21 protein-coding genes are annotated in these 18,157 nt (G+C 59.1%); 3 read left to right on the plus strand and 18 right to left on the minus strand.

What is annotated here, in order from left to right; translation table 11 throughout:
* The first annotated feature begins 43 nt into the window (after positions 1-43).
* Positions 44-493 carry an outer membrane protein assembly factor BamE gene (gene bamE / locus AAC126_RS09545; protein ID WP_339852639.1) on the plus strand — a complete coding sequence of 150 codons (450 nt, stop codon included), beginning with the start codon at positions 44-46 and terminating at the stop codon, positions 491-493.
* Positions 494-567: 74 nt separating this feature from the next.
* On the opposite strand, the gene AAC126_RS09550 is transcribed toward bamE, so the two are convergent.
* The 12 genes from AAC126_RS09550 to rpiB all read right to left on the minus strand — a co-directional run bounded on the left by AAC126_RS09550 (position 568) and on the right by rpiB (position 11,910).
* A complete protein-coding gene (locus AAC126_RS09550; protein ID WP_339852642.1) occupies positions 568-2,664 on the minus strand; it encodes a sodium-translocating pyrophosphatase in 2,097 nt (698 codons plus the stop codon).
* 204 nt (positions 2,665-2,868) lie between these two features.
* Positions 2,869-4,083 carry an MFS transporter gene (locus AAC126_RS09555; RefSeq protein ID WP_339852644.1) on the minus strand — a complete coding sequence of 405 codons (1,215 nt, stop codon included), beginning with the start codon at positions 4,081-4,083 and terminating at the stop codon, positions 2,869-2,871.
* A gap of 91 nt (positions 4,084-4,174) precedes the next feature.
* A complete protein-coding gene (locus AAC126_RS09560; protein ID WP_339852647.1) occupies positions 4,175-4,648 on the minus strand; it encodes a flagellar basal body-associated FliL family protein in 474 nt (157 codons plus the stop codon).
* A 20-nt stretch (positions 4,649-4,668) separates the two neighbouring features.
* Complete coding sequence (gene thiL / locus AAC126_RS09565) at positions 4,669-5,655, minus strand: thiamine-phosphate kinase (RefSeq protein WP_339852649.1); 987 nt, start codon at positions 5,653-5,655, stop codon at positions 4,669-4,671.
* Positions 5,656-5,657: 2 nt separating this feature from the next.
* A complete protein-coding gene (nusB, locus tag AAC126_RS09570; RefSeq protein WP_339852651.1) occupies positions 5,658-6,161 on the minus strand; it encodes a transcription antitermination factor NusB in 504 nt (167 codons plus the stop codon).
* Positions 6,162-6,169: 8 nt separating this feature from the next.
* Complete coding sequence (locus AAC126_RS09575) at positions 6,170-6,607, minus strand: 6,7-dimethyl-8-ribityllumazine synthase (RefSeq protein WP_339852654.1); 438 nt, start codon at positions 6,605-6,607, stop codon at positions 6,170-6,172.
* Positions 6,604-7,773: a 3,4-dihydroxy-2-butanone-4-phosphate synthase gene (gene ribB / locus AAC126_RS09580; protein ID WP_339852657.1), complete on the minus strand. Its 1,170-nt coding sequence runs from the start codon at positions 7,771-7,773 to the stop codon at positions 6,604-6,606. The genes AAC126_RS09575 and ribB overlap by 4 nt, the downstream gene beginning before the upstream one ends.
* Complete coding sequence (locus AAC126_RS09585; RefSeq protein ID WP_339852660.1) at positions 7,766-8,389, minus strand: riboflavin synthase; 624 nt, start codon at positions 8,387-8,389, stop codon at positions 7,766-7,768. Before AAC126_RS09585 ends, ribB begins: the two co-directional genes overlap by 8 nt.
* A gap of 9 nt (positions 8,390-8,398) precedes the next feature.
* Positions 8,399-9,499 (minus strand): bifunctional diaminohydroxyphosphoribosylaminopyrimidine deaminase/5-amino-6-(5-phosphoribosylamino)uracil reductase RibD, encoded by a 1,101-nt coding sequence (gene ribD / locus AAC126_RS09590; RefSeq protein WP_339852664.1) that lies wholly within the window; start codon positions 9,497-9,499, stop codon positions 8,399-8,401.
* 79 nt (positions 9,500-9,578) lie between these two features.
* Complete coding sequence (gene nrdR / locus AAC126_RS09595) at positions 9,579-10,040, minus strand: transcriptional regulator NrdR (protein ID WP_028464858.1); 462 nt, start codon at positions 10,038-10,040, stop codon at positions 9,579-9,581.
* A 56-nt stretch (positions 10,041-10,096) separates the two neighbouring features.
* Entirely contained in the window at positions 10,097-11,389 is a 1,293-nt protein-coding gene (gene glyA / locus AAC126_RS09600; protein WP_339852668.1) for a serine hydroxymethyltransferase, read from the minus strand.
* Between the two features lie 71 nt (positions 11,390-11,460).
* On the minus strand, positions 11,461-11,910 hold the full coding sequence (gene rpiB, locus AAC126_RS09605; protein ID WP_339852670.1) for a ribose 5-phosphate isomerase B: 450 nt from the start codon (positions 11,908-11,910) through the stop codon (positions 11,461-11,463).
* Between the two features lie 315 nt (positions 11,911-12,225).
* On the opposite strand from rpiB, the gene AAC126_RS09610 reads away from it, so the two are divergent.
* A complete protein-coding gene (locus tag AAC126_RS09610) occupies positions 12,226-12,678 on the plus strand; it encodes a MucR family transcriptional regulator (RefSeq protein ID WP_339852673.1) in 453 nt (150 codons plus the stop codon).
* 74 nt (positions 12,679-12,752) lie between these two features.
* On the opposite strand, the gene AAC126_RS09615 is transcribed toward AAC126_RS09610, so the two are convergent.
* Positions 12,753-12,977 carry a hypothetical protein gene (locus tag AAC126_RS09615; protein WP_339852675.1) on the minus strand — a complete coding sequence of 75 codons (225 nt, stop codon included), beginning with the start codon at positions 12,975-12,977 and terminating at the stop codon, positions 12,753-12,755.
* A 135-nt stretch (positions 12,978-13,112) separates the two neighbouring features.
* Here AAC126_RS09615 and AAC126_RS09620 point away from each other — a divergent pair, with 135 nt between their 5' ends.
* Entirely contained in the window at positions 13,113-14,336 is a 1,224-nt protein-coding gene (locus AAC126_RS09620; RefSeq protein WP_339852678.1) for an acyl-CoA dehydrogenase, read from the plus strand.
* 77 nt (positions 14,337-14,413) lie between these two features.
* Here AAC126_RS09620 and AAC126_RS09625 read toward each other — a convergent pair whose 3' ends face one another.
* The 5 genes from AAC126_RS09625 to AAC126_RS09645 all read right to left on the minus strand — a co-directional run.
* A complete protein-coding gene (locus AAC126_RS09625; protein ID WP_339852680.1) occupies positions 14,414-14,962 on the minus strand; it encodes a hypothetical protein in 549 nt (182 codons plus the stop codon).
* Positions 14,963-15,190: 228 nt separating this feature from the next.
* Positions 15,191-15,442 carry a DUF1467 family protein gene (locus AAC126_RS09630; protein ID WP_339852681.1) on the minus strand — a complete coding sequence of 84 codons (252 nt, stop codon included), beginning with the start codon at positions 15,440-15,442 and terminating at the stop codon, positions 15,191-15,193.
* A gap of 15 nt (positions 15,443-15,457) precedes the next feature.
* Positions 15,458-15,862, minus strand: coding sequence for a methylmalonyl-CoA epimerase (mce, locus tag AAC126_RS09635; protein WP_339852683.1), 405 nt, complete (start codon positions 15,860-15,862; stop codon positions 15,458-15,460).
* A gap of 21 nt (positions 15,863-15,883) precedes the next feature.
* Positions 15,884-17,551 carry an RNase J family beta-CASP ribonuclease gene (locus tag AAC126_RS09640; protein ID WP_339852686.1) on the minus strand — a complete coding sequence of 556 codons (1,668 nt, stop codon included), beginning with the start codon at positions 17,549-17,551 and terminating at the stop codon, positions 15,884-15,886.
* Positions 17,548-18,157: type III pantothenate kinase (locus AAC126_RS09645; RefSeq protein WP_339852688.1), on the minus strand; the 610-nt coding region annotated here is incomplete at its 5' end. The genes AAC126_RS09645 and AAC126_RS09640, both read right to left, overlap by 4 nt.

Below are 18,157 nucleotides of genomic sequence, written 5' to 3' on the forward strand. Positions count from 1 at the left end.
GCGCGAGCCTCCAGGCAATGACGAGACGTAACGGAGACAGTGAGTGAGCCGCATTCCGTTCTGGCGCACCGGACTCGCCTTCCCCCTGATTGCCATGCTTCTTCTGGCATGCACGCCGAGGGTCGAGATTCACGGTAATCTGGTCGATATCGACAACCTCGCGGCCATTGAGCCCGGGAAAAGCGACAAGGGGCGCGTTCTTGCCCTGCTCGGTTCCCCCTCGACGGAAAGCGAATACGGCCAGGAAACCTGGATGTATATCGCCCGCCACACCGAACAGTCGGCCTTCTTCGCCGAGGAAGTCATCGAGCAGCGGGTAATCTATATCTCCTTCGATGAAGCCGGCATTGTCGACAGCATCGGCCGGCTCAACAAGGAAGACGGCAAGCAGATTGAATATGTGAACCGGGAGACTGAAACCGCCGGGCAGAAAATTTCCATTCTGCAGCAGCTTCTCGGCAATGTCGGGCGCTTCAATCAGGAAGTAAACTAACAGCCGTAACAGCGTTCAAACGTCAAAGGCCCCGCCAGAGCGGGGCCTTTTTCGTTGAAGTGTGGTTGCAGCCCTCAGGCAGCGAGCGCTGCAAGCAGCAGCAGTGCCACGATGTTTGCGATCTTGATCATCGGGTTCACCGCAGGACCGGCTGTGTCCTTGTAGGGATCACCGACGGTATCGCCCGTGACGGCAGCCTTATGGGCTTCCGAGCCCTTGCCGCCATGATTGCCGTCCTCGATATATTTCTTCGCGTTATCCCAGGCGCCGCCACCTGCGGTCATGGAGATGGCAACGAAGATACCGGTGACGATGGTCCCGAGCAGCATGGCACCAACAGCGGTGAAGGCCGCGCCCTGCCCACCAATCATGTTGAACACGAAGTAGACCACGACCGGAGCCAGCACAGGCAGCAGCGACGGGATGATCATCTCCCGGATCGCGGCTTTCGTCAGCATGTCGACCGCCCGGCCATATTCGGGCTTTTCGGTGCCCTTCATGATCCCCGGATGCTCACGGAACTGACGCCGCACTTCTTCCACGACGGCTCCACCTGCCCGGCCGACCGCCTGCATGCCAAGCGCACCGAACAGGTACGGCAAGAGACCGCCGATAAAGAGGCCAACCACGACATAGGGATCCTGCAACTCGAACGTCACGTTCAGTTCGGGGAAGTAGTGAGCAAGATCCTCGGTGAAGGCCGCAAACAGCACCAGGGCGGCGAGACCGGCGGAACCGATCGCGTAGCCCTTGGTCACCGCCTTGGTGGTGTTGCCGACGGCGTCCAGCGCGTCCGTGATCTCACGCACCTCGGGGGGCAAGTCCGCCATCTCCGCGATACCGCCGGCATTGTCCGTTACCGGACCGTAGGCATCCAGCGCCACGACCATGCCCGCAAGCGCCAGCATCGTGGTAGCGGCAATGCCAATGCCAAAGACACCGGCCAGCATATGTGCCGCAATGATTCCGCCAGAAATGATCAGTGCCGGAAGGGCCGTGGCTTCCATGGAAACCGCAAGCCCCTGGATCACATTGGTGCCGTGTCCCGTTTCCGAGGATTTGGCGATTGATCGCACCGGCCGGTATTCGGTCGACGTGTAATATTCAGTCACCCAGACAATGAGGCCGGTGACGACAAGACCGACGATCGCGCAACCGAAGAGCGTTTTTCCGGTTACCTCCAGGCCGTTCTTCATCGCCATCGGCGCATCCCAGCCAAGCGTCTGGCTGATCACCCCACCAATCAGGACCGCAGACAGAACGGCACTGACGATGAAGCCTTTATAAAGCGCCTTCATCACCTTCTTGTCGGACCCGAGCCGGACGAAGAAAGCCCCGACCACGGATGCCAGAATGCAGACCGCGCCAATCAAGAGCGGGAAAGTCAGCATCAGGCTCATGGCCTCGCCGGTGAAGAAAATCGCCGCCAGCAGCATGGTCGCCACCACGGTCACCGCGTAGGTCTCGAACAGATCCGCCGCCATGCCCGCGCAGTCGCCGACATTGTCGCCGACATTGTCGGCGATCACCGCCGGGTTCCGGGGATCGTCCTCGGGGATACCGGCCTCGACCTTGCCGACCAGATCGGCGCCGACATCGGCTCCCTTTGTGAAGATCCCGCCACCAAGGCGGGCAAAGATGGAAATCAGGGAGGCGCCGAAACTGAGTGCGACAAGCGCTTCCAGAATATGCCTGAGCCCAGCTTCGGTGCCTGCATCGTAGTAATTGAGCAGGATCGCATAGTACCCGGCAACGCCGAGCAAGCCGAGGCCGACAACAAGCATCCCGGTAATAGCGCCGGACTTGAACGCGATGTTAAGAGCCGGAGCCATACCGATAGTCGCAGCCTGTGTTGTCCGGACATTAGCACGCACAGAGACATGCATGCCGATGTAACCAGCGGCGCCGGACAGGATCGCCCCGATGATGAAGCCGATCGCGACGGTCATGCCAAGCGTCAGCCCGAGAATGACCGCAACAACGATTCCAACGATGCCGATGGTTGTATATTGCCGGTTAAGATATGCCGCAGCGCCTTCCTGGATCGCGCCCGCAATTTCCTGCATCCGTGCAGACCCGGCATCAGCGGCCAGTACCGACCGGATAGCCCAAAGCCCATAGAGCAAGGCTGCCACCCCGCAAAGGATGACAAACACCAAAGTTCCGCTCATATCCGAAACCCTTCTTTCCTCTTGTGCACATTTCCTCCCAGCAAGGCCCGGTCTTTACGCCGGGCTCCGGCTGGCACTTCAAATCGAAGGGTGAAAAAGGCAGACAGCGGAAAGTATTTCGCCGGTCCCCGCCCCACCTATCGAAGTGGATGAAACCGTAGCAAAAAATCTAAGGGTGTAAAGCGAGTCTAACTGAATACGCAATTACATCTGTGATGTTTGCGCGCTGGCCCTTTGACGCCAGAGAGCAAACGCAATCACTGACGTGGCCACTCCGAGTAGCGGAAGCACGCCGTAATTTACAGCATTCCAGCCAAAAGCATTAAGCAGGGCGCCGGACGCGAAGGACGAGGCCGTAACCGTTCCAAAGACTAGGAAATCGTTCAGCCCCTGCACCTTCGCCCGTTCTTCAGGCGTATGGCATTCCGCAAGTAGAGACGTGCCGCCTACGAACATGAAATTCCAGCCGATACCAAGCATGACAAGGCCGAGCCAGAACCGCTCGATTTCAATGCCGCTGATATTCACGGCAACGGCGCCTGTCAGAATTACGGCGCCCGTCAGCATAACCTGACGAACACCGAATCGCTGGATCAGGGAGCCTGTAAAGAAGGATGGTGCATACATGGCCAGCACATGCCACTGGATAACGAAGGCCGCGTCACGAAACTCGTACCCGCACCCCATGATGGCAAGCGGAGTCGCCGTCATGACAAAGCTCATGACCCCGTAGCCGATCATTGCACCGATAGCAGCAACCAGGAATGTCGGCTGGCGGATGATGACCGACAGGGGACGGACATGCACGCCTTCGCTCGGCAGAGCGGGCGGCGGGATGCGAACGAAATACAGAAAGGCGAAGGACAGCGCCTGAACGGACGCGACGATGATGAAACAGCCCGCATAGATTACCGGGGTGAACAGGTCATAGGACCATTTCGAGAGTTCCGGTCCAACGAGCGCGGCAAAGACACCGCCGGCCAGAACCAGGGAGATCGCCTTGCTGCGGAAAGCCTGACTGGCCGTGTCCGCCGCCGCATGCCGGTAAAACACGGCAAATCCCTGAAAGCACCCGATCATCATCGACCCGGCGGTGAAGATCAGGAAGCTCTTCTCGAAGATGCCATGAAACGCGGTCAGCGCCCCCACGATACCGATGGTGATACCGAGAGCAAAACCGGAACGGCGGCCGATACGACGCATCAGGAAAGACGCAGGCAATGTCGTCAGCATGGTCGCAGTAAATTGCAGGGCCAGGGGCACCGTGGCCCAGGCGGGATCGGATGCAAGCTGCTGGCCGACAAGAGCCGTCACGGTCATGTTGACGGACATGCCGGTCATGGCGAGTGCCTGACAGATAGCCAAAAGCACTACATTGCGAACCGTCGGGTCGCGATCCGGGATAGCCGAGCTGGTCATTGTCTGCGCATTTCAAAAAAACAGGGACCGTCTGGTAGCATGGCTTCAGCAAGGCGGCCAGATCGCAGGATGCGTGCAGACGGCCTCAGCCTTACAGAGGGCGTTCGAAAACGTTCTGGAACAACAGCTCGACAATGACGCCCTTGCCGACAATTTCTTCAAGTTTTGCAAGGAGGCGCTGCTTCAGGAAGCCCCGGTCATTCACCCCCGGCTTGATCTCAAGCGAGGAAAGCGCATGCACATATTTCAGGATGGCATCAATGATCCGGACTTTCTTGCTGTTGATCAGCTCGAAATCCGCACCGGGGCGAACTTCGATCAGCAGATGCAAAACCAGAAAGCGGTCCACCTGACCGTCACGGAAAATCGGAATGCTCAACGGCTCCAGATCGACCAACTGCGTCACAGTCGGACGTTCCTCGACCTTCTCCCCTTCGGGCGGTACTTCCTTGCCCAGCATTTCGAGCACCATCGGCGGCAGCAGCCCCGGAGCAAACATGGAAACGCCGAACACACCGCCGCCGGCAAGTACGAGTAACAGGACAAGGATGACGACGATTTTCATGGCTTCATTTAACCCGCCTGTCAGGCATGGGTATAGCCCCGCCTGCCCAGGGCCATGATTTTTCCGGATTGATCCAGCAAATCCACACCGTCACCGGCGCGTATCTTGCCGATCCGGGTCACCGGGATACCGGTCTTGCCGGCATGCTCGAAAACAGCCGACCGGGCACTTTCAGGCGCCGTGAAGAGCAACTCGTAATCATCTCCCCCCGTCACCAGGTCTCCGGCCGGCACACGCCCGGCCGCCACAAGCCTTTGTCCCGACCCAGAGAACGGCACGAGCGAAAGTTCGACTTCCGCACCCACCTTGGAAACCTCGCAAATGTGCCCCAAATCCTGAAGCAGGCCATCCGATACGTCGAGCGCAGTGCCGGTCACACCAAGCAGCGCCAGCCCGAGCCGCGGTCGCGGCTGGGGAAGATGATACCGGTCTGTCAGAAAAGCGCGTTCGGACTCTGCGAGATCAAAGTCATCACCCTGAAGCACGGCCAGTCCGAGAAACGAATCCCCGATGGTACCGGAGACATAAATATCGTCACCAGGCCGCGCTCCGCCGCGTGTCAAAGCCTGGTCCGAGGGCACCCAACCGAAGGCCGTAATGGAAATAGACAGCGGCCCCGGCGTCGAGACGCTGTCCCCTCCCAGTAGCCTGATGCCATATTCCGCATGATCCTCGGCCTGCCCCCGGGCAAAGCGTTCGATCCATGCCTCCGCATCCGCCATATCGCGCGGCAAGGCCAGCGTGATCGTGTAGCCATAGGGCTCCGCGCCCATGGCAGCGAGATCGGAAATATTGACCCGGAGTGCTTTGCGCGCGACGCGGTCAGCCGGATCGTCCGGCAGGAAATGGACACCTGCGACCAGCGCATCCGCCGTTACCGCCATGCGCTTACCGGCTGGCGGTGTCACCAGGGCTGCATCATCGGTCAGGCCCAGCGCATCGCTCTGGCCTTCAACGAGAGGGGTGAAAAAACGCGCAATACGCTCGAACTCGCCGAGCCCGGACATGCCTATTCGCTTTCGGAGCCGGACGGAGCGGCCCCCTTCTCACCCTCACGCAAGGTGCGGGCGATCCGGTCCAGAACACCATTGATGAAGCCCGGTTCCTTCTCCGAGAAGAATCCGTGTGCCACATCGACATACTCGGTAATCACGACCGCCGCCGGCACATCGCCATGCGACAGCAATTCGTGCGCACCGCATTCGAGGATATTCCGGACAATCGTCTCCAGACGGTCGATCGACCAGTCGTCTGAAAGCGCTCCGGAAATAAGCCCGTCTACCGTCTCCAGGTCAGACGTGACGCCAGCCGTGAGCCTTTCATAGAAAGCATGATCTGCCGGGCCGAAACTTTCATTCTCTTCACCGCCGGCAAGGCGAAGCTCCTTGAACTCCGCAATCACCCGCGGCGCCGGAATGCCGGTAATCGACATCTGATAAAGGCTCTGAACCGCGGCAAGACGCGCCGCAGTGCGACGCTGGCGTTCCGGGAGACGTTCTTTGGAAGTTGTCATTTTTTTGCTCACTCGACACCGAAGCGGCGCTTCAGCGCCACCAGTGCGAGGGCGGCATCCGCCGCATCCTTGCCTTTGTTTTTCTTGTCTACTGCCGCGCGGGCCCACGCCTGGTCCCGGTTTTCCACGGTAAGGATACCGTTACCGATGGAAAGACCTTCCCACAGCGCCAGATCCTGCAATCCACGGGCGCTCTCGCCGCAGACATAATCGTAATGGCTCGTCTCGCCACGAATGACGCAGCCGAGCGCAACATAACCCGCATAGGGCTCGCCGTCCGTGCGCTGCGAAGCAATCGCGATGGCCGCCGGAATTTCCAGCGCGCCCGGCACCTCGACCCGGTCGAATTCCACATTGGCTTCCTCGAGCGCCGCGATGGCACCCTTCACCAATTCGTCCGCGATATCCTCATAGAAACGCGCTTCGACAATCAGAATGCGGCTCATTCGCCGGCTCCTTCGTCCCCGGTTTTAACGCCGCGCCGCTCGACCATGCTCAGACCGTAGCCCTCAAGGCCAACGATATTGCGGTCGTGGTTGCTCAGCAAAATCATATCGCGCACGCCAAGATCCAGCAGGATCTGCGCGCCGACACCGTAATCTCTCAGCTCATTTTCGGTCTTCTTGCCCTCGACCTCGGCCCGCAGCTTGCGGCGCACCCGGTCAGAAAGCGCCGTCGCGGACGGCTCGCGGATCAGGACAACGACACCGGAGCCCTCTTCACCAATCTGACGCATGGCGTTCTGCAACTCACCGCCGGCCCGCTTCCCGGTCCGGTCGCCCAGAACATCTTCCATGATGCTCAGCCCGTGCATGCGGACCAATACCGGGTCACCCTTCGTGATGTCGCCCTTCACCAGCGCTATATGTTCGGCATAGGTGATCTTGTTGACATAGACGATCATCCGCCAGTCGCCGCCGTACTCACTGTCGAGCGTGGTTTCGACCGAGCGCTGCACCACGGATTCGGTGCGCCGGCGATATTCGATCAGGTCGGCGATCGTTCCGACCTTGAGGCCATGATACTGCGCGAACTGAACCAGGTCCGGCAGCCGTGCCATGGTGCCGTCGTCATTCATGATCTCGCAGATCACGCCGGACGGGTTGAGCCCGGCCATCCGCGCGATATCGACAACGGCTTCCGTATGCCCTGCCCGCACCAAAGTGCCGCCATCCCGGGCCATCAGCGGAAACACATGCCCCGGCGTTACGATATCGTCCCGCGCCGATTTGGAATCGATGGCAACCTGAACGGTACGCGCCCGGTCATGCGCCGAAATACCGGTCGTCACCCCTTCCCGGGCCTCGATGGAAACGGTGAAGGCGGTTTCGTGCCGTGTGCCGTTGTTCGAGGACATCAGGGGCAGACCGAGCTTCTCGATCCGCTCCCGCTCCATGGAAAGGCAGATCAAGCCGCGGCCATACTTGGCCATGAAGTTGATCGCTTCCGGTGTCGCCATCTGGGCGGGGATGCAGAGGTCGCCCTCATTCTCGCGATCCTCGTCATCGACAAGGATGAACATGCGGCCCTGGCGCGCTTCCTCGACCACCTCCTCAATGGAGGAGAGTGCGGTGCGGTAAAGCTCGCCGAGCGGTTCAGCCGTTTCAGTCATTCCGTAGTTCCCGGACGTCCAACAGGCGCGCAACATAGCGGGCAAGCATGTCGACTTCCATGTTCAAATGATCGCCAGGCTTTCGATCGCCGAGCGTGGTCTCATTCCAGGTGTGTTCGATGATGTTCACACCGAAGGAGACGGCGTTGGAACCACCCCCGGGACCATCGACTTCATTCACCGTCAGGGAAATGCCATCCAGCACGACGGAGCCTTTGGGAGCCACGAAAGCCGCCAGTTCCAATGGTATTCCGAGCGAAATACGATGGCTGTCTCCCTCCGGCGTGATGGACAGGATCTCCGCGAGCCCGTCCACATGGCCGCTGACGATATGGCCGCCAAGCTCGTCACCCATTTTCAGGGCGCGCTCCAGATTAATCCGCGCGCCCTCGGCCCAGTTGCCGAGATTGGTCTTGGAGAGGGTCTCCGCCGAGACATCGGCAGCGAACCAGCCGTCCCCCTTTTCAACAACGGTGAGGCAACAGCCGGAGCAGGCAATGGAGGCTCCGAGCGCGACGCTATCCATATCGAAGCCGGCCGACACGGTCATGCGCGTATCTCCGGCCTTTTCGATACGGCGGACCGTACCGATATGCGTGATGATTCCTGTGAACATGGCCGTAACCTAGTTTCGACGCCGGTAGGTTTCCACCAGATCTTCACCCACGGGCCGGACATAACGCCGTTCGAAACGCGGCATGAATTCGAGAAGCTCCAGATCAAGGTTCCGAACGGCACTCAATCCGTCTCCGCCGATGATGGCCGGCGCCCGGAACCAGACCAACTCATCGACCCGCTCTTCGCGGACGAAAGTGCTGGCAAGCTCACCGCCGGATTCAACCATCAGCCGGGTGACGCCCCGCTCCGCGAGCAGGGAGAGGGTTGCATCCAGATCGAGCCGCCCGTCTTTGACTGCCATCCCGCCGAGCACCTCGACACCGGCTTCTGTCAGAGCGAGCGCTTTCGGATCGTCCGCCGCGACAGCCGTGATGACGGTCGTCGGAATGTCGCGAGCTGTTTCAACAACCTCGCGATCAACAGTCAGCCGCAACCCACCATCGAGAATCACCCGGTCCGGCGAGCGTGCGCTCAATCCCGGCAGGCGGCAGGTCAGTGCCGGATCATCCGCAAGCACAGTCCCGATCCCGGTCATGATGGCATCGTGACTGGCCCGGATCTGATGCGATACCGCCCGGGCACCCGGACCGGTAATCCATTGGCTGCGGCCGTTCGCCAGCGCGACCTTGCCGTCGAGCGACGTTGCCAGCTTCAAGGTAACGAAGGGGCGTTTCTTGCGAATGCGCGTGAGGAAGCCACGGTTGAGTTCCTCGGCTTCCTTTTCCAGAAGGCCGGAGACAACCTCAATCCCCGCATCGGCAAGCCGGGTGTGACCAGTTCCGTCGACCCGGGGATCCGGATCGCGCAAGGCATAGACCACCTTGGCTACGCCTGCCGCGATCAGGGCATCAGTGCAGGGCGGAGACGCGCCATGGTGCGCACAAGGCTCCAGTGAGACATAGACTGTCGCCCCGCGTGCCGCATCACCGGCATCGGCAAGGGCCACGGGTTCCGCATGCGGGCGTCCGCCGGGTTGGGTCCAGCCGCGCCCGACAATCCGGCCGTCACGGACAATGACGCAGCCAACCGACGGGTTCGGCGCGACCTGTCCAAGCCCGCGCCTGGCAAGTGCCAGGGCGTGCCGCATGAAGGAGATATCTTGGCTCATTTTTCCACGCTCCCGTCATGGCTTCAGCCCCAGGGCATCACCCTCGGGCTGAACACCAGACGCCGGGCGGCGAGGACGGTCAGTCGTCGCCGTCGTGACTGATTTCTTCGACGAATTCCTCGAAGTCTTTGGCTTCTCGGAAGTTCTTGTAGACCGACGCAAACCGGACATAGGCAACCTGATCCAGGTTTGCCAGGGATTCCATGACCATTTGACCGATCACTTCGGACGGGATTTCCGCCTCTCCCATGCTTTCCAGCCGCCGGACGATGCTGGTCACCATCCGCTCGATGCGCTCCGGATCGACCGGACGTTTGCGCATCGAGATCTGAACCGACCGGACCAGCTTGTCCCGATCGAAGGGGGCCCGCTTGCCCGTCTTCTTGACCACGGTCAGCTCACGAAGCTGGACCCGCTCAAAGGTCGTGAAACGCGCACCGCAGGCCGGGCAGAACCGGCGCCGCCGAATAGCCGCATGGTCTTCCGTCGGACGGGAGTCCTTCACCTGGGTATCGGTGTGGCCGCAAAACGGACAACGCATGGTCTTCCCCCTTCAATCAGTAACTGGCGGCGGCCTCCCCGGGCCGCACACCGGGTTTAGTAGATCGGGAACCGATCACACAATACCCGGACACTTTCCCGGACCTTCTCTTCGGTCAGCGAGCTGTCATCCGGATTCTGCGCGACGGCGTCCAGCACATCGCCAATCAGGTTTCCGATTTCCTGGAATTCCGCCACGCCGAAGCCGCGCGTGGTTCCCGCCGGCGTACCAAGACGCACCCCGGACGTGATCATCGGCTTTTCCGGATCGAACGGAACACCGTTTTTGTTACAGGTAATGCTGGCCCGTTCGAGAGCGGCTTCCGCCACTTTGCCTGTAAGACCTTTCGGACGCAGATCGACGAGCAGAACATGCGTATCCGTGCCGCCGGAGACGATATCCAGCCCGCGCGCTTTCAGCACTTCGCCGAGCGCCTTCGCATTTTCGACGACCTGACGGGAATAGGCCTTGAATTCCGGCGTCAGTGCTTCGGCGAAGGAAACCGCTTTCGCCGCGATCACATGCATCAGCGGGCCACCCTGGAGACCAGGGAACACCGCCGAGTTGATCTTCTTGCCGATGTCCGGGTCGTTCGACAGGATCATGCCGCCGCGCGGGCCGCGCAGGGTCTTGTGGGTTGTGGTCGTGACCACATGGGCATGGGGCAGCGGGCTCGGATGCGCACCGCCGGCAACCAGGCCAGCGAAATGCGCCATGTCCACATGGAAATAGGCACCGACGGAATCGGCGATCTCGCGGAACCTCTTGAAATCGATCTCGCGCGGATAGGCGGAGCCGCCAGCGATGATCAGTTTCGGCTTGTGCTCCTCGGCCAGCGCCTTGACCTGATCAAAGTCAATCAGCGCGTCTTCCTTGCGCACGCCGTACTGCACCGCCTTGAACCATTTACCGGACAGGTTCGGCGGAGCGCCGTGCGTCAGGTGACCGCCAGCAGCCAGAGACAGGCCCATGACCGTGTCGCCAGGCTCGACCAGAGCCAGCATGACGGCCTGGTTCGCCTGCGCGCCGGAATGCGGCTGCACGTTTGCGAAGCTGCAGTCGAACAGCTTGCATGCGCGCTCGATCGCCAGAGCTTCCGCCTTGTCGACAAATTCACAGCCGCCGTAATAACGGCGTCCCGGATAGCCTTCCGCATACTTGTTCGTCAGGACCGAGCCCTGTGCTTCCAGCACCGCGCGGGAGACAATATTCTCGGAGGCAATCAGCTCGATCTGGTCTTTTTGCCGCTCCAGTTCCTCGGAGATCGCGCTGTAAAGCGCGGGATCACTCTCCGACAGCGGTTTGGCAAAGAAAGGGTTATCGGTTGTGCTCGTTTCAAAGGCGGACATGACAGCTCCTGTTCGTATCCCGCAATGCAACGTGGCCTACTCGCTCAGACATCGCAGTGCAAGGACGTGATTTACATGCTCTCGGCAAACCCGAGTTTGTCGACGCGACGTTGATGCCGGCCGCCTTCAAAATCTGTTGCGAGAAAGACATCGACACAGTCTTTCGCGACCTCTTCGCCAATAAGGCGTGCGCCGAGCGCAAGAACATTCGCGTCGTTATGCAGCCGGCAGAGCCGTGCCGAGGTCGTGTCATGACAAAGACCCGCGCGGACCCAGTCGTGCCGGTTCGCAGCGATGCTTATGCCAATGCCCGTGCCGCAGACAACGATCCCCAGAGGGGCCTTGCCATCCTTCAGGCCATGTGCGACCGCAGAGCCGAAATCAGGATAGTCAACCGAGTCCGGCCCGTTCGTCCCGACATCAACAACCGTCCACCCCTTTTCTTCAAGGTGAGCTACCAATACTTGTTTCAGTGAATATCCAGCGTGATCTGAACCGATCACGATCGCGTTATCTGTCATTACCTGTCAGGCTCGTTGTTCCATCAAACGGAGGATCTACTATATACGCGGCGGGAAGGCCAGCGAACCACTATTTACGCACCTGACGTTTCATCAGAGAAAGTAAGAAAGTCGTCACGCACCACAAAATAACCACTAAAATATCTTGACCGTGTATTCCAGAAAAAAGCTGCTTTCAAAAACCGTAGAAATTCAGAGCATTTGAATTCAGAATTTGAAAAGCTGAACCCTGCATTATTTCTTGACAACTATTTCGCCCGGGACAATGTTCCGAGGACACCCTAATCAAGATAATGTTAAATATCGGATCTAGAAATGACCGACGAAACCCGTGAAGACAATCTGGACTCTTCTGAACTACTCCGTATGACCACGGATGTTGTGTCCGCATACCTCGGAAATAACACTGTGGCTGCGTCGCAGATTTCGGAGGTTATCAGCACGGTTCATGAAGCGCTGACGCGTCTTAATATTGACGTTAGCGAGCCGGAAGTAGAGCCCGCGAAACCGGCTGTGCCGATCCGCCGCTCGATCACCCCGGAATACATCATCTGCCTTGAAGACGGCAAGCGCCTCAAGATGCTGAAGCGCCATCTCCGGACCACGTACAACATGACTCCGGAAGAATACCGTGCCAAATGGGGCCTCCCGGCCGACTATCCCATGGTCGCTCCAAACTATGCCGCCCAACGGTCCGAGTTCGCCAAGAAGATTGGCCTCGGCCGCAATACCGTCAAACGTGGTGGCCGCAAACGTAAAGCCGTCTGATTCTCAGCCGCACTGCTTTTCGAAAAGCGCCGGATTTTCCGGCGCTTTTTATTTTAGGCCATTTATTTCTGTAATCAGACGGTAGTGCCCCGGCCACGTGGTTCTGGCTGAGATTTCTTTTCAAGAACGTATTTCAGCTTACGAAGCACGACCTGCTTGAGCCCCGCCTCTCCACTCGCCGGGTTACCGACAATGGAAACCTCCACCATGCTTACCGGATCGAAGGCACTGACCTTCACATAACTCCCGGACGGCAGGAACTCGATTATCACTCTTCGCTCGTCTAACTTTCGCGCCATCATTTTTTCCCGGCGGTAAAAGCGGTTCTTCACGGTGCCCAAGAACGGCAACAATGCCTCAACGGAAATTTGAAGCTGCAACCGCTTCGGCGTATATACCTCTGCAACGAATTCAGCAACTTTGGGAGTACCCCCATGTCCGTCCAACCCGCTGTCGACGCAGCCAAGTCTGCAAAAGCCTCACGGCCGCAGTTCGACTGGGAAGATCCTCTCCTCCTCGAACAGGAACTGACCGAGGAAGAGCGGATGATCCGCGATGCCGCGCGGGCCTATTGTCAGGACAAACTGATGCCGCGGGTGCAGGAAGCTTTCCGCAACGAAGTCTTCCATCGTGAAATCATGAGCGAAATGGGCGAGCTCGGTTTTCTCGGCTGCACCATCGACGGTTATGGCTGCGCTGGCGTGAATCATGTCTGCTACGGCCTGATCGCCCGTGAAGTCGAGCGGGTCGACAGTGGTTACCGCTCGGCCATGAGCGTCCAGTCCAGCCTCGTCATGCATCCGATCTATGCTTACGGAAGCGAAGAGCAGAAGCAGAAATATCTGCCGAAGCTTGCGACTGGCGAATGGGTCGGTTGCTTCGGTCTGACAGAACCCGATCACGGGTCCGATCCGGGAAGCATGGTCACCCGTGCGAAGAGCGTCCAGGGCGGCTATCTGCTCAACGGCGCCAAAATGTGGATCACCAACTCCCCGATCGCCGATGTCTTCGTCGTCTGGGCAAAGACCGATGACGGCCAGATCCGCGGCTTCGTCCTTGAAAAAGGCATGAAGGGACTGACCGCACCGAAGATCGAAGGCAAGTTCTCTCTGCGCGCCTCTGTCACCGGCGAGATCGTCATGGACAATGTCGAGATCCCGGAAGAAAACATGCTGCCGAACGTCTCCGGACTGAAGGGACCTTTCGGTTGCCTGAACAAAGCTCGTTTCGGCATTTCCTGGGGCGCCATCGGCGCCGCCGAGTTCTGCTGGCATCAGGCCCGTCAGTACACGATGGACCGCAAGCAGTTCGGCCGTCCCCTCGCCGCGAACCAGCTTATCCAGAAAAAACTCGCGGACATGCAGACCGAAATCACACTCGGCCTGCATGGCGCCCTGCGGCTCGGCCGGATGATGGATTCCGGTAACGGTGCGCCGGAAGCCATTTCCCTGATGAAGCGGAACAATTGCGGCAAGTCTCTCGACATCGCCCGCGTTGCCCGCGACATGCATGGCGGTAACGGCGTTTCGGACGAGTATCACGTGATCCGTCACGTGGTGAACCTGGAAGCCGTGAACACCTATGAAGGCACGCACGACGTGCACGCCCTGATCCTGGGCCGTGCGCAGACCGGATTGCAAGCCTTCACCGGCGCCTGATCCACTCAGGCCCTCTCGGTCCTCACATCAGATAGAAACGGCGGTGTCCTCGGACGCCGCCGTTTTTCTTTATTGCTTTATTTCTTCACAGCCCCGCAAGCGGCAACAATAGCCGCCATTTGCGGATCGTTGAGCGGCTGGCCATTATATTCGAGCCGTCCCGCCATGATGTCATACTCGATCTTGCCGATATCGGTTTCCCCGGCCACGCCTGCCGGCAAGGAGAAAAGCTCGGCGACATCAAGCGTGAGCGGAATGACGATTTTCTTCGGCGCCTCGATGATGGCCGACCCAGGTAAATCGGCGGGAGCAACCGGCTTCCCCGCAGCGTCGACGCCCGGCTTGTACTCGACATCCGCCGCCGGCTCGTGTGCAACGATGCGCGCACAATCCTTTTTCGACACCTCTATACCTTGCGGCTCATCAGCCGAGGCAATGACGGACCCAGCTCCCGTAAAGATCAGCGTTCCGAATATCAGAAACGGAGCTGACAACTTCAACTTTTTCCAAAAGCACATTATCATGTCCCTATCCGCTCCCAAGACGATGTTTGATAACAAAAAACTGGTGAGAATCGATATCATTTGACCATGGTGCAAAAAAATTGGTGACGCCTTCAACAACATGTCATATGGTCACCATCCAAGAAAAAAAAGAACAAGTCCGAGCCGCGAATTTGGCCCGAGTTTAGGGAGGAAGCGAACCACAGCGTTAAAGCGCCGTGGTCGAATCATAAAAAAAATTCGCCCGGCAAGATCTTCAGGATCTTGCCGTTTTTCTTGGTGCAGACCTAATCCGAACCTGAAAGCCTGTACCGCTTCAGATCCTCGTTCAGATCCTTACGGAATCACAGACTACCAATTCTGGATCGCATCCCGGAACGAGAACAGATTGGCTGCAATAATGTAGTTGATCAGAACCGTTCCAAGGATTGCCGCGATCGTGGCTCCAAGCGCTTTCTTCCAGAGATGCGGTCGCTTAGGCGCGCTGGAAGCATGTCCTTCCTCTGCCTCCTCGGAGACCCGCACACCGATGGGCAGCGCCATCAGGAAGAACCACCACCAGAGCAGCAGGAAGACGACAATTATGGAGACCCAGTCCTTCATGATCCGACGTCCCGTCTAGGCCTGTTCGAGCTCAACCAGCGTGCCGGCAAAGTCCTTCGGATGAAGAAACAGCACAGGCTTGCCATGCGCGCCGTTCTTCGGCTCACCGTCTCCAAGAACCCGCGCGCCCTCGGCCTTCAGGCGATCCCGTGCGGCGAGGATATCATCCACCTCGTAACAGACGTGATGCATCCCGCCGGACGGGTTCTTTTCAAGGAAGGCCGCAATCGGCGAAGCCTCACCAAGTGGATACAACAGCTCTATCTTGGTGTTGGGAAGCTCGACAAAGACGACTGTCACACCATGCTCGGGCAGATCTTCGGGGGCACTCACGTTGGCGCCAAGCGCACCGCGATATGTCGCACATGCCGCATCCAGATCCGGCACGGCAATGGCAACATGGTTCAAGCGGCCAATCATGAGTTCTCCCCTTATTCCTTGTCAGACACGCAGCACATGAACTGTCGTCACAGGGCGTTTTCCATATTCCGCCCGAACGACACGGCGAACAGCCCGGCGCACCGCTTCCCCGACTTCATCATCCTTGGCCCGCGCCTTCTTGCCGAGCGCACCGACCGTCTCCCATATGAGGTCTTTTGCCGTATCGCTCAATGCGTCAATTTCGCCCTCATCGGCGATACCGTTGAAAGTCAGGACGGGATCACTGTGTAGCTGGTCCTTGCCGTTCATCAGCACAGTTGCCGAAACCGCCCCGTTGAACAGCATCTTCTTACGATCACCGATCACGCTCGATTCAAGCGGAATGATCCGGCCGCCATCGACGGTCAGCATGCCGGTCGGAACCCAGCCGATAATCTCGACATTGCCTTCTTCAAGGCGGATCAGGCTGCCATTTCCCGGAACGATGGATTCCGGCACCTGGCACTCCCGAGCGAGCCGTGCATGAGCTTCCAGATGACGCGGACTGCCATGCACCGGCACGGCAACCTTCGGACGGATATACTGGTACATCTCGACCAGCTCTTCCCGTGCCGGATGGCCAGAGACGTGGACATGATGGTCCCGCTCGGTCACCACCTCGATGCCGCGCGCCACAAGCCGGCTCTGCACGCGGCCGATCGCGGTCTCGTTTCCGGGTATTTCCCGTGACGAGAAGACAACGACGTCACCGCGCTCCAGGGTGATTTCCGGATGCGCATTCTCGGCAATGCGGGCAAGTGCGGCCCGCGACTCCCCTTGCGAGCCGGTGCAGATCAGCACCAGCTTGTCGCGCGGAATGAAGCCCGCGTCCTTTTCTGAGAGAAATTCCGGAATATCGCGCAGATATCCGTTCTGCAGTGACGCCTCATACATGCGCCAGAGAGAGCGTCCGACCAGTGCCACGTTACGCCCGGCAGCCGCAGCGGCAGCCGAAATATTCGCAAGCCGGCCAACATTCGACGCAAAACAGGTGATGGCGATACGCTGATCATGCTGCCGGAACAGCTCGGCAAGAGAGTCTGTCAGGCTGGCCTCGGAGCCGGAGCGGCCCGGGTCCAGAACATTCGTTGAATCACCAATGAGGGCGAGCACGCCTTCATCGCCGAGTTCACGGAGCGCCTCGATATCGCTCGTTCGCCCGATCACCGGGTCCGGATCGAATTTCCAGTCCCCCGTATGCATCACGGTACCGCCGCCACACCGGATAGCCAAACCGTTAGCCTCCGGAATGGAGTGGGTGAGCGTGATAAATTGCAGCTCGAACGGGCCGAGAACAAAATTGGCCGAGATATCCACCTCGATCAGTTCGACCTGCTCAAGGATCCCGACTTCGGTAAGCTTCCGGCGGATCAGTGTTGCCGTAAACGGGGTCGCATAGATCGGGCAGCGCAGACGCGGCCAGAGATGGGGAATGGCCCCGATATGATCTTCATGGCCATGGGTGATAACCAGCCCGACCAGATCCTTCCGGCGCTGTTCGATGAACTCGGGATCCGGCAGCAGAACATCAATGCCGGGCATCGTGTCGTCGCCGAAGGAGATTCCCAGATCCACCATCAGCCACTTACCGCCATAATGGTAGAGGTTGAGGTTCATCCCGATTTCGTCACTGCCGCCAAGCGGCAAGAAAATGAAATCCTCGTCCTTGATCTTCGGCACGCCGCTCATTGTGTTTTATTCCGCTCATGGATCAGCAATAGGCCGCGTAGCGTGATCGCCTCGTCCACATGTTCAATAACCGGCGTGCAGTCGGCGAAGATCGCCGCAAGCCCGCCCGTGCCAATAACCGTCATATCTGTTCCGTATTCCGCTTTGATACGGGACACCAGCCCTTCGATCAGGCCGATATATCCCCAAAAAATTCCCGAGTGCATGGCACTCACTGTAGACTTTCCGATAACGCGCACGGGACTGTTGGTCCCCACATCCGGCATTTCTGGCGGACGGATTGCAATGCGCGGCAGCTGTGCCGCGGCATTGTAAAGCGCATCAAGAGAAAGATTGATGCCCGGCGCAATGATCCCTCCGGCATACCCGCCGTCAGGCTCCACAACATCAAAGGTCGTTGCTGTGCCGAAATCGATGACGATCAGCGCGCCCTCATAAGCCGCATGCGCGGCAATGGCGTTCACCAGCCGGTCCGCGCCGACTTCGGTCGGCCGCTCGATCCGGATATCGATCCCGAGATCCACCCCCTTTCGGCCGACAACCATGGGCTCGATCTTGAAGTACTTCCGGCACAGGGTTTCCAGATTGAAAACCACCTCCGGCACA

This window comes from uncultured Nisaea sp., assembly GCF_963974195.1.
Taxonomy (GTDB): Bacteria; Pseudomonadota; Alphaproteobacteria; order Thalassobaculales; family Thalassobaculaceae; genus Nisaea.